At 63.0% G+C, this 10,114-nt stretch carries 13 protein-coding genes and 1 riboswitch; of the genes, 4 read left to right on the plus strand and 9 right to left on the minus strand.

Annotated features, from left to right (window positions below; genetic code table 11):
• Positions 1 to 40 precede the first annotated feature (40 nt).
• Positions 41 to 652: a cob(I)yrinic acid a,c-diamide adenosyltransferase gene (cobO, locus tag MnOB_RS14785; RefSeq protein WP_077524984.1), complete on the minus strand. Its 612-nt coding sequence runs from the start codon at positions 650 to 652 to the stop codon at positions 41 to 43.
• Between the two features lie 13 nt (positions 653 to 665).
• A complete protein-coding gene (gene btuB / locus MnOB_RS14790) occupies positions 666 to 2,534 on the minus strand; it encodes a TonB-dependent vitamin B12 receptor (RefSeq protein WP_107504084.1) in 1,869 nt (622 codons plus the stop codon).
• Between the two features lie 67 nt (positions 2,535 to 2,601).
• A riboswitch (cobalamin riboswitch) is annotated at positions 2,602 to 2,815 on the minus strand.
• 259 nt (positions 2,816 to 3,074) lie between these two features.
• Between btuB and MnOB_RS14795 the strand changes: the two genes are divergently transcribed.
• Positions 3,075 to 3,362 carry a type II toxin-antitoxin system Phd/YefM family antitoxin gene (locus MnOB_RS14795; protein ID WP_077524985.1) on the plus strand — a complete coding sequence of 96 codons (288 nt, stop codon included), beginning with the start codon at positions 3,075 to 3,077 and terminating at the stop codon, positions 3,360 to 3,362.
• Complete coding sequence (locus tag MnOB_RS14800; protein ID WP_158713823.1) at positions 3,346 to 3,687, plus strand: type II toxin-antitoxin system RelE/ParE family toxin; 342 nt, start codon at positions 3,346 to 3,348, stop codon at positions 3,685 to 3,687. The genes MnOB_RS14795 and MnOB_RS14800 overlap by 17 nt, the downstream gene beginning before the upstream one ends.
• A gap of 85 nt (positions 3,688 to 3,772) precedes the next feature.
• On the opposite strand, the gene MnOB_RS14805 is transcribed toward MnOB_RS14800, so the two are convergent.
• From MnOB_RS14805 to ttcA, 7 genes are all read right to left on the minus strand, one after another.
• On the minus strand, positions 3,773 to 4,093 hold the full coding sequence (locus tag MnOB_RS14805; protein WP_077524986.1) for a hypothetical protein: 321 nt from the start codon (positions 4,091 to 4,093) through the stop codon (positions 3,773 to 3,775).
• Between the two features lie 4 nt (positions 4,094 to 4,097).
• Complete coding sequence (locus MnOB_RS14810) at positions 4,098 to 4,748, minus strand: O-methyltransferase (protein WP_077524987.1); 651 nt, start codon at positions 4,746 to 4,748, stop codon at positions 4,098 to 4,100.
• Between the two features lie 7 nt (positions 4,749 to 4,755).
• Positions 4,756 to 5,283, minus strand: a complete 528-nt coding sequence (locus MnOB_RS14815; RefSeq protein WP_077524988.1) for a C40 family peptidase — start codon at positions 5,281 to 5,283, stop codon at positions 4,756 to 4,758.
• 206 nt (positions 5,284 to 5,489) lie between these two features.
• The gene (locus tag MnOB_RS14820) at positions 5,490 to 6,110 is read right to left on the minus strand and encodes a C40 family peptidase (protein ID WP_077524989.1); all 621 of its coding nucleotides are present in this window, start codon (positions 6,108 to 6,110) and stop codon (positions 5,490 to 5,492) included.
• Between the two features lie 69 nt (positions 6,111 to 6,179).
• Complete coding sequence (locus MnOB_RS14825) at positions 6,180 to 6,944, minus strand: NAD-dependent deacylase (RefSeq protein ID WP_077524990.1); 765 nt, start codon at positions 6,942 to 6,944, stop codon at positions 6,180 to 6,182.
• 42 nt (positions 6,945 to 6,986) lie between these two features.
• On the minus strand, positions 6,987 to 7,658 hold the full coding sequence (locus MnOB_RS14830; RefSeq protein WP_077524991.1) for a DNA-3-methyladenine glycosylase I: 672 nt from the start codon (positions 7,656 to 7,658) through the stop codon (positions 6,987 to 6,989).
• Positions 7,659 to 7,747: 89 nt separating this feature from the next.
• Positions 7,748 to 8,572 (minus strand): tRNA 2-thiocytidine(32) synthetase TtcA, encoded by an 825-nt coding sequence (ttcA, locus tag MnOB_RS14835; protein ID WP_077524992.1) that lies wholly within the window; start codon positions 8,570 to 8,572, stop codon positions 7,748 to 7,750.
• Between the two features lie 100 nt (positions 8,573 to 8,672).
• Here ttcA and MnOB_RS14840 point away from each other — a divergent pair, with 100 nt between their 5' ends.
• A complete protein-coding gene (locus MnOB_RS14840) occupies positions 8,673 to 9,269 on the plus strand; it encodes a DNA-J related domain-containing protein (protein WP_077524993.1) in 597 nt (198 codons plus the stop codon).
• Between the two features lie 155 nt (positions 9,270 to 9,424).
• Positions 9,425 to 10,024: a Yip1 family protein gene (locus MnOB_RS14845; protein ID WP_077524994.1), complete on the plus strand. Its 600-nt coding sequence runs from the start codon at positions 9,425 to 9,427 to the stop codon at positions 10,022 to 10,024.
• Positions 10,025 to 10,114 lie beyond the last annotated feature (90 nt).

Below are 10,114 nucleotides of genomic sequence, written 5' to 3' on the forward strand. Positions count from 1 at the left end.
CTGAAGGGAGAGGGGGTCAAAGCAGCGACGGTGCCAGGCATCAGAACTCCACACCCTTCTGGGCTTTCACACCGGACTTGAAGGCGTGCTTGACCAGGGTCATTTCGGTGACGGTGTCGGCGGCGTCGATCAGCCCCTGGGGCGCACCACGACCGGTGGCGACCACGTGCTGGTGCTCGGGGCGGGACTCGATGTCGCGCAGCACTTCATCCAGTTCCAGGTAGCCGTGCTTGAGGGCGATGTTCAGCTCGTCCAGCACCACCAGGCCGATCTGCGGATCGTCCAGCAGACCGCGAGCGACAGTCCAGGCGGCGCGTGCCTTCTCGATATCACGCTGGCGGTCCTGGGTGTCCCAGGTGTAGCCCTCACCCATCACGTGGTAGCTGACTTCTTCCGGGAAACGGCGGAAGAAGTTCTCTTCGCCGGTGGACATACCGCCCTTGATGAACTGCACCACGCCCACCTTGAGTCCGTGGCCGAGGGCACGGGCGACCATGCCGAACGCCGAGCTGCTCTTGCCCTTGCCGTTGCCGGTGTGCACCAGCAGCAGGCCATACTCGCTCTGGGCCTGGGCGATCTTCTCGTCGACCACGGCCTTCTTGCGTTGCATGCGAGCCTTGTGGCGGGCGTCGCGATCTGCGGATTCGGTCATCAGATGTTCCTCGTCACAAAGCTTGGTAGCGGACGGTGAAAAACACTGCCTGCCCCGGCTGGTTGAAGTCCAGAGCCGTTTCATAGTCGGCATCCAGCAGGTTGGTCACCTTGGCCTGCAGGCGCCATTCCTCGGTCAGCCAGTATTCGCCACGCAGGTCAACGGTGGCGTAGCCGGCCAGGCGGTCGTCGTTTTCCACGTCGTCGAAACGCCGCCCTTCGGCATGCAGGGTCGCGCCGAGACCGAAGCGCCCAATGCGACGATCAAGGTCCAGGTTGAAGACCTCGCGGGCACGGCGCGGCAGTTCATTGCCGTGGTTGTCGTCGTGGGCGCGGTTCTCGGTGTCGAGAAGGGTCGCGTTGGCCTGCCAGTCCCAGCCCAGCCAATGGCTGCCGAGCACCAGCTCGACTCCATCGATGCGAGCCTTGCCGATGTTGTTGGGACTGCCGAACAGCCCCAGCCCGGAGTTCGCGTCGTGCACGATCATGTCATCGACATTGGTGCGGAAGGCATTGGCGGACCAGCGCCCCCAGTCGTGCTCACCGGCCAGGCCGACCTCGAAAGTCTCGGAGGTTTCCGCGTCCAGGTTCGGGTTGCCGTAGTCGGGGAAGTACAGCTCGTTGAAGCTCGGTGCCTTGAAGGCGGTGCCGTAGCTCAGGCTGAAGCGCACCGCGTCGGTCAGGGCGTAGCCCCAGGCAGCGTTGCCGGTGTCGTGGGTACCGAACTGCTCGTTGTCGTCGCGGCGCAGGCTGAGCTGCCAGTCCTGGCGACCGTGCTCGCCCCGGTACTGGCCGAACCAGCCCTTGTTCAGCCGCGAGTCCTTGGCGAATGCCGTGGAACCGCTGACTTCGTCCTGCTGCCAGTCGTAGCCCAGGGTCAGCACATGGCCTTCGGCCAGGGTCAGGTCGTTCAGCCAGGATGCCGAGTTGCGCTGGGAATCGAATTGCGACGAGAAGAGGCCGCCGGTTTCCTCGCGGGAGAGGTCTTCGCTGCGGCCCGCCTGCAGGGTCACGTCCCAGGGCTCCAGCGGGCTGAAGCGTGCGCGACCGCCGATGAGCCGCTGCTCGTTGTCGGCGTTGGCGTTCCACCCGCCGCCCGTGCTGTAGGGGCTGACCAGGTCGTAATCGTTGTGGGCCTTGGCACGCATCAGGGTGCCGTCGAGTTCCAGGCCATTGTCGAAGCGATAGCCGGCGCGCAGGTTGCCGGACAGGTTCCGGTAGCCGTCAGCATCGGGCTCGTGATAGCTGCTGCGCGCATTGAGTGCGTCGATGCCGTCGGTGTCCTGGCTGCTGACGCCGAGGCTGTACCAGGCCCGGCCATCGCCGCCGGAAACGCCGGCGCTGCCGTCATAGCTGTCGTGGGTGCCGTAGCCCGCCGAGAACCAGGGTTTGGCCCCGTCCTGCCCACCCTTGCGGGTGAAGATCTGGATCACGCCACCGATAGCTTCGGAGCCGTAGAGACTGGAGCGCGGACCGCGAACCACCTCGATACGGTCGATCAGCTCCACCGGCAGGTCCTGGAAAGCGGTAAGACCGTTGCTGACCGAGCCCACCTTGACGCCGTCTATCAGCACCAGCACGTGATCCGATTCGGTGCCGCGAATGGATACCGTGGTCTGCTTGCCCGGTCCGCCGTTGTTGCTGAGGGTCACACCGGGCACCCTGCGCAGAAGCTCAGGCACGGAGCGGGCCTGGCTGCGCTCGATCTCTTCGCGTTCGATCACGGTGTTGGCGGCCAGGCTGGCGCGCACCGGCCGTTCGCTACGGGTCGCGGTGACCACCTGCTCGTCCAGCGTCAGGGGCGCTGCGACCAGCAAGGGAGAAATGGAGGAACTGCCGAGCAGCGCAAGCGCCGCCGGCCTGATGAAAGGCTTGCGAATCAAGTTAGGGATCTCCGTCGTGCCACCCGCGCGACATCTATAAAGGGAACTGCATGCGGATGACTCCGCGATGCCCTGTTTGCGACAGGCCGGTCTCCGGGCTTGCGAGTGGAGCCGAAGCTCCCGTGCCGCGCCTTCCCATGCCTGGGGCACAGTGGCCGATTGCGGCGTTCTACTCGCCTACCGTTGCGGGGGCAGCGCCGGATTCTTCGAAGGAATGGACCGGCTTCCCTGTTTCACCCCGTAGTCCAGAACCACGGGGCACCTGAGGCAGCGGCGAAGGTTAGAGGGTGCGCGGGGTAGCGTCAATTCGGAGGCCTACCGTGGGCCAGGCAAATTCGCTGCGAATCGAACCGGTAGGGTGGAAGTCGCTTTTTACTTCCACCAGGGTATCGGCATGGCTCTCAACGCCGTCGGCAAGTTCGGCCCGAACTCACGATTGATGGAAGCCCTTATACGGACTATAAATGGTCCACCCCATTTGTTCTCTTCGGGGGCGCTTCATCCCGCGGGGATGCGGCGCCCTCACCACCGGGAGATGCCATGAAAATCCAGACCATCAGCTACCTGAAGCAGCATGCTGCCTCGCTGGACCTCAGCGAGCCCATGGTGATCACCCAGAACGGTGTGCCCGCCTACGTGGTCGAGTCCTACGCCGAACGCCAGCGCCGCGACGAAGCGCTTGCGCTGATCAAACTGCTGTCCTTTGCCGACCGCGATGCGGCCGAAGGCCGACTCATCTCGGGTGACACCCTGCTTGAACGACTCAAGCAGCGCAGCCCCACTGCCCAAGGAAGATCGGGAGACGCTCAGGATGAGCAGAACGATTGAGATCGCTTACGCCTCGACAGCCGAAGAAAGCTTGATTGCCCAGATCCACCACCTCACGCCCTACCACGGTCCCGAACAAGCGCAAGCGCACCTGATCGAGCTGGTCAGGAGCGCAGAAAAGCGTCTGAAGTCACATCCACTGGCCGCTCCAATGTGCGAGCAGGCCGCGCTTCTTGGCATTCGCCATTACCGCGAGTTGCATATCGGCGAGTACCGAATCCTCTATCACTACTTTGAGCCCGAGGCTCGAGTGGTGGTGGCACTTTTCCTGCGCCAGCGGCAAAGCATCGAGGAACAGCTCATCAACTATTGCCTGATGCGCTGACGTCATCGCGGGTTGCGCTGCGCAGGAGAGTGCAGCCCGCCCTCATCCTACATTCCGTACTGGCTGGCAGAATCACCGCCGCCGTTCAATGCCTCGGATTGAAGCCCGCCGGCTTGCCGGCCAGCCAGTCGACGAAGGTGCGCATGCGCTCCTCGCCCAGCAGCGCTTCGCGGCTGTTGAACGTCAACGCCAGCTCCTTCTCGCTGAACAATCTATGGATCTGGTTATGGCAAGGACGGCAGACCCAGAGGGTGGCGGTGATGCGCTCGCTTTTCGCGAAGCGCTTCTGCACGTAAGGCTTGTCGTGCAGCGCCTTGGGTATCAGATGGTGGCGGGTCAGCGGCGAGTGCCGACCGCAGAGTTCGCAGGCGTCGGGCTGGGGCGGTAGGCGGATCGGTTCAGGCATGCTTTCAACGCTTGCGGCAGAGGGTCAGGCCATCTCCCACGGGCAACAGCGACAGGTCGACGCGCGGATCGGTCTTCAGGGCGAGGTTCAGCGCCTGGATGGCACGGGTGTCGGTGTCGTCCGACTCGGTGTCCAGCACGCGGCCGCTCCAGAGCACATTGTCGAAGAGCACCAGCCCACCCTGTCGCGCCAGGCGCAGGGCTTCCTCCAGATAGGCGGGATAGTTGCTCTTGTCGGCATCGATGAAGATCAGCTCGAAGCTACCGTCTTCCAGGCCAGCCAGCGTATCCAGCGCTGGCGCGAGGCGCAGCTCGATGCGCCTCGCAAGGCCGGCTTCCTGCCAATAGCGAAGGGCGACAGCGTTGTAGTCGCCCGGCAGATCACAGCAGATCATCCGGCCGTCAGCCGGCATCTCGGCCGCCATGCACAGGGCGCTGTAGCCGGTGAAGGTGCCCACTTCGAGGATGCGGCGAGCGCCGGTGAGCTTCACCAACAATGCCATGAACTGGCCCTGCTCCGGTGCGATCTGCCAGCGCGCCATGGGCAGGGAAGCGGTTTCCGACCGCAGGCGCTCCAGCAGCGGCGACTCCCGCAGCGAAACCTCGAGGAGGTAGCCGTAGAGGGCGTCATCGAGGTTCAGCGTGCGGTTGGTCATGGATGCCTCAGTGGGATTGCGCCAAGCGTGGGTCGAAGATTACGCGCTTGGCACTGAGATAGCTGCGTTGCCAGTAGCTGTTCGACAGGCTGTCGAGGCGCACCGTTCCGCCAGTGCGCGGCGCATGGACGAAGCGGCCTTCGCCCACATAGATGCCGGCATGGCTGACCTGCCCGCCGCCATTGGTGGCGAAGAACACCAGGTCGCCGCTTTGCAGGGCATTGAGGCCGACGCTGGGCGCGCGCATGGCAATCAGCTCGCGAGTGGAGCGCGGCAGGCTGATGCCAGCAGCATCGCGGTAGACGTAGCCGATGAGGCCACTGCAGTCGAAACCGCTGTCCGGGGTATTGCCGCCCCAGCGATAAGGCGTGCCCACCAGGCCGAGGGCGCGGAACAGCACATCTTCAGCCTCCGGGGAGAACTGCTGGGAAGGCGCAGTGACGACAGGTGGGGAATAAGGCGGAGGCGCCTTGCTCGCACAAGCGGTGAGCAGCGAGGCCAGGGCAAGGAAGGCGAGGCGGTTCGGTGCGAGCATGACAAGTCAGTCCTGACTTGAGGAATGCACGCTAATTTGCTGATCTCACGGTGATATTGCAAGCGAAAGCTACACGCCCGGACAGAAAAAGTTCCCTGGCCATCTGCGGAATCCGGTGTTTTTTGCGTTCAAGAAAGCCGCGGACATAAAAAAGCCGAGGCGGCCACTAAGGGCCGCCTCGGCTTTTCGACTCGAATCCAGCTGAATCAGCGATGTAGCGGGCGGCGAGTGGGGGTGTTCATTGCCAGGACGCGCTTGGCTTCCATATAGCTGGCCTTCCAGTAGCGATCGTCGAGGCTGTCGACGCGCACACCGCCGCTGCGGCTGCTGCTGGAGTGAATGAACTGGTCGTCGCCGATATAGATGCCGGCGTGACTGACGCGGCCGCGGCCACGGTTGTTGAAGAACACGATGTCACCAGGCTGCAGTTCGCTGCGGGCGATCACCGGGGCATCCAGGTTGATCATCTCGCGAGTGGAACGCGGCAGCTGGATGCCGGCCTCTTCCTTGAACAGGTAGCCGACGAAGCCACTGCAATCGAAGCCGGTCTTCAGGGAACGACCACCGAAGCGGTACGGGGTACCCACCAGTTCGAAACCGCGCTCCAGCAGGCCGTCGGAGAGAGACGGCATCTGGTAGGGCTCATCGTCGGTGAGGTTCGCCAGATCCAGGGCGGTAGGCTCGCGGTCAGCCAGCAGCGAATCGGGCATGCCGTCGGCTACGGGAGCTTGCGTTTGGGTCTGGGGTTGCTGCTGCACATTACCTGCGCAAGCGGCAAGAAACAGGGCGAAGGTGAGAGGCACGAGGGGTGCGAAGCGCTTCAGCATGGGCACGACCGTGTCGGACAGTTTTTGATGAAGGCGCGACTATGCCCTCTATCAAACCCATTTGCAAATTTAATCGCCTGAAATGTGACTCAGCAGTCCCTGCAAAACATCTAAGGCCTTTCCTCTGAGGTGGACATCGACGACGGGGCTGAGGTCGGTGAGCGCCGGATTGATCTCCACGGTGAAACCGCCTGCTTGGCGGGTGCGGAGGACGGGCTCGATGATGTAAGGAAAGCTCGCCGTGGTTCCCACCGAGATCACCGCATCGAATCCCTTGCGCAGCTCGGCGTAGAGGCTGTCGATGGCTTGCTCTGGGAGCATTTCTTCGAACAGCACCACGGGTGGACGGAGAATACCACCACATTCATGGCATTTGGGAGGCATTTCCCCTGCCAGATGTCGGGCGAGGTCGGGACTTTCCGCGCCACAGGACTGGCAGAAAAGCGGCGACAGCTCGCCGTGGATCTCGATCAGTCGTTCCCGCGGTGAGCCGGCCTGGCGATGGTAACCATCAATGTTCTGGGTCAGCACCCAGCACTCCGGCTTGAGCTTCTGCAATTGGGCGATGGCTTCGTGGCCGGCATTCGGCCGGGCGCCCAGGCAGGCGCGGCCGAGTTGCGCGAGGTATTTCCAGCACAGCGCGGGGTTGCGTCGCAGCATCGGCCCGGAGAGCGCTTCTTCTATAGGCAGCCCTTCCTCCGTCACACCGTTGTAGAGACCGCCCAGCCCCCGATAGGTAGGCAATCCGGAGTCCGCCGACAATCCCGCTCCGGTAATCACCAGGATTCGCTCGGCCGCCTGGATGGCTGCCGCCACACGCTGGATATCCGACATTCTCCCCTCCTCTACCCGCCGACGCCGACTGCCCGTCGTGGCTCAGTGATTGACGGTGTGGGCCAGCATCACGGAAAGCTGGCACAGCGGCCGGCCGCTCTCGGCATGCCACTGATTGAACGCAGCCTGCACCTGGGCCAGGTCTTTCTGGCTGGTGGGCGCCTTGTCGATGATGTCCTGGGCCTTGAGAGCCGCAACCATGTCATCGCTGGGGATGAAGGTGTCCTTGCCGACCATGCGCAGGAAGCGCGGCGCCGACAGTCCGCCCAACTGGTTGCCGTGCTTGGCCAGGTACTTCCACAGGCCAACGATATCAGTCACCGGCCAGTCGGCGATCAGAGCACCGAAGCTGCCCTTTTCCCGCGCCACGTCCAGCACGAACTGGGCATTGCGCGGCACACTCTTGAGCTTGCCAAGATGGCGAATGAGGCGGGTGTCCTGCATTAGCCGCTCCAGATGCTCAGCGCCCATCAGCACCACTTTATGCGGATCGAAGCCGAAGAAGGCCGCTTCGAACGCCGGCCACTTGGCATCCACCAGACTGTGTTTGAGGCCGGCACGAAAGACGCGCAACGCGATGAGCGACAGGTAGCGGTCGTCACTGAGTGCACGCAGCTCGGCTTCGCTGCTCGGCTGCGGCAGGCGCGCTTCCAGGGCTTCGGCCGAGCCGAAGCGGTTCAGGCAGTACTCGTGAAGCCAGCGGTAATCGCGCATGGAGTGTCCTTTCGATGCGGAACGATTCCCTGTAGGAGCCAGCTTGCTGGCGAACCTTCGCGAGCAAGCTCGCTCCTACATGGGCACGGTCAGATGTTGACGACGTCCAGGGTGCGCGGCGCCGCGGTTTCGTCGATGCGCAGATTGACGAAGTCGAACAGGTTGCGGTCCGCCAGTTGCGACGGCACGACGTTCTGCAGGGCGCGGAACATGATCTCGGTACGGCCGGGCGACTTGCGTTCCCACTCGTTGAGCATTTCCTTGACCACCTGGCGCTGCAGGTTCTCCTGCGAACCGCAGAGGTTGCACGGGATGATCGGGAACTCCTTGAGAATGGAGTAGGCCTCGATGTCGGCTTCGTTGCAGTAGGCCAGCGGGCGGATCACCACGTTGCGGCCGTCGTCCGCGCGCAGCTTCGGCGGCATGGCCTTGAGGGTGCCGCCGTAGAACATATTGAGGAAGAAGGTCTCGAGGATATCGTCGCGGTGGTGCCCCAGGGCCATCTTGGTCGCGCCGATCTCGTCGGCGAAGGTATAGAGGGTGCCACGACGCAGGCGCGAGCAGAGCGAGCAGGTGGTCTTGCCTTCCGGGATCTTCTCCTTCACCACCGAATAGGTGTCCTTTTCGATGATGTGGTACTGCACGCCGATGGATTCCAGATAGGCCGGCAGGACGTGCTCGGGGAAACCAGGCTGCTTCTGGTCCATGTTCACGGCCACGATTTCGAACTTGATCGGCGCGACCTTCTGCAGGTACAGCAGCACGTCCAGCATGGTGTAGCTGTCCTTGCCGCCGGACAGGCAGACCATGACCTTGTCGCCATCCTCGATCATGTTGAAGTCGGTGATGGCTTCGCCGGCGAGGCGGCGGATGCGTTTCTGCAGTTTGTTCTGGTTGACCGAAAGGGTGCCCATGGTGCTCTGAAATCCGGGGGGAATGCGAAAAGCTGGCTATTTTACGCACAAAGCGCGTGCGGCCCCAGCCCCATCGTCAGGCTGTGCTAGGCTCCGGCGGATGAACAGCGACCTCGACCCCGCACTGGACCTCAGCGACCAGCTCCACGAACTCTTGTGCGGGGCCCCCGAGGGGCTGAGCGAGTACCAGTTGATCCAGGCCCTCAAGGCCCGCCATTCCACCCACATCCCGCACCTGGAACTCACCGACAAGCTGGTGCTGTTCCGTACGCATTTCCTGGTCTTCAACGCCCTCTACCGCCTGCGCGACCAATTAAACGGTGAAGGCACGGTGCAGCTCGCCATCAGCCCACTGTGCGTGCAACTGCTGCCCCACACACCGGGCACGGCGGCCCTCAGTGAGCTGGACCCGCTGCGCGAGTACTACCTGGACCTGAGCAACCTGCGCGATACCACCGAAAAAGACGTGGAGAAGCTCCTGGCCAGCTTCTGGACCCGCATGCAGGGCAGTGAGGAGAAGCTCGCGGCGCTGGAACTGTTCGGCCTGCACAGCGGCAGCCAGCCGCTCAGCCTCGCGGTGATCAAGCAGCGCTACCGCCAATTGGTGAGCCAGCACCACCCTGATCGGGGCGGCAGCACCTCGCGTCTGCAATCGATCAACAAGGCCATGGAAATACTTCAACGCTATTACAGCTGACGCTGAATCTTCGATTCGCTCTAAGGCGTCGCCGAATCGCCTGCCTATACTGCGACATAAGGTCGCATAGGTCGGCCGAGTACCGGTCAGCGTTGTCCATGCGCTGCCGGCGCTTCGCTGGGGGGCGACCTCATAATAATGAGGAGGTGTTCAGCATGATCCACCACGTTTGGGGGCTCTTCACCCATCCCGATCAAGAGTGGCAAGAGATCCGTGGCGAAGACGAAAGCGTCGGCCACATGTATCTCACCCACGTCCTGATCCTTGCTGCAATTCCCGTAATTTCTGCCTATATCGGCACAACCCAGGTCGGCTGGGTACTGGGCAAGGGCGATCCTGTGATGCTCACCCAGGCCAGCGCGATGCAGATGTCCATCATGTCCTACCTGGCGATGCTGGCCGGCGTGGCGGTGATGGGTGGTTTCATCCACTGGATGGCGCGCACCTATGACGCCAACCCGAGCATCACCGAGTGCATCGTCTTTGCCGCCTACTGCGCGACCCCGTTGTTCATCGGCGGCCTCGCAGCGCTCTACCCGCACCTCTGGTTCGGCGCGACGGTGGGTACCTTGGCCATCTGCTACACGGTCTACCTACTGTATGTGGGCATACCGACCTTCATGAACATTCCCAAGGACGAAGGCTTCCTGTTCTCCAGCTCGGTGCTGGCGGTTGGCCTGGTGGTGCTGGTGGCGATGATCGCTTCGGCCGTGATCCTCTGGGGCTTCGGCCTGGGACCGGTGTACACCAGTTGACGATATGCGCTGACAAGAAGGCCGCCTGCGGGCGGCCTTTTCTTTGGTTCTTCGCGGATTTCCGGGGAGCCATGAAAAAAGAACGGCGAT

Source organism: Metapseudomonas resinovorans, from assembly GCF_002003485.1.
GTDB classification, from domain to species: domain Bacteria; phylum Pseudomonadota; class Gammaproteobacteria; order Pseudomonadales; family Pseudomonadaceae; genus Metapseudomonas; species Metapseudomonas resinovorans_D.

Coding starts and splice junctions, on each gene's coding strand:
- cobO (WP_077524984.1), bottom strand. CDS start 652: ATGACCGAATCCGCAGATCGCGACGCCCGCCACAAGGCTCGCATGCAA.
- MnOB_RS14795 (WP_077524985.1), top strand. CDS start 3,075: ATGAAAATCCAGACCATCAGCTACCTGAAGCAGCATGCTGCCTCGCTG.
- MnOB_RS14800 (WP_158713823.1), top strand. CDS start 3,346: ATGAGCAGAACGATTGAGATCGCTTACGCCTCGACAGCCGAAGAAAGC.
- MnOB_RS14805 (WP_077524986.1), bottom strand. CDS start 4,093: ATGCCTGAACCGATCCGCCTACCGCCCCAGCCCGACGCCTGCGAACTC.
- MnOB_RS14810 (WP_077524987.1), bottom strand. CDS start 4,748: ATGACCAACCGCACGCTGAACCTCGATGACGCCCTCTACGGCTACCTC.
- MnOB_RS14815 (WP_077524988.1), bottom strand. CDS start 5,283: ATGCTCGCACCGAACCGCCTCGCCTTCCTTGCCCTGGCCTCGCTGCTC.
- MnOB_RS14820 (WP_077524989.1), bottom strand. CDS start 6,110: ATGCTGAAGCGCTTCGCACCCCTCGTGCCTCTCACCTTCGCCCTGTTT.
- MnOB_RS14825 (WP_077524990.1), bottom strand. CDS start 6,944: ATGTCGGATATCCAGCGTGTGGCGGCAGCCATCCAGGCGGCCGAGCGA.
- MnOB_RS14830 (WP_077524991.1), bottom strand. CDS start 7,658: ATGCGCGATTACCGCTGGCTTCACGAGTACTGCCTGAACCGCTTCGGC.
- ttcA (WP_077524992.1), bottom strand. CDS start 8,572: ATGGGCACCCTTTCGGTCAACCAGAACAAACTGCAGAAACGCATCCGC.
- MnOB_RS14840 (WP_077524993.1), top strand. CDS start 8,673: ATGAACAGCGACCTCGACCCCGCACTGGACCTCAGCGACCAGCTCCAC.
- MnOB_RS14845 (WP_077524994.1), top strand. CDS start 9,425: ATGATCCACCACGTTTGGGGGCTCTTCACCCATCCCGATCAAGAGTGG.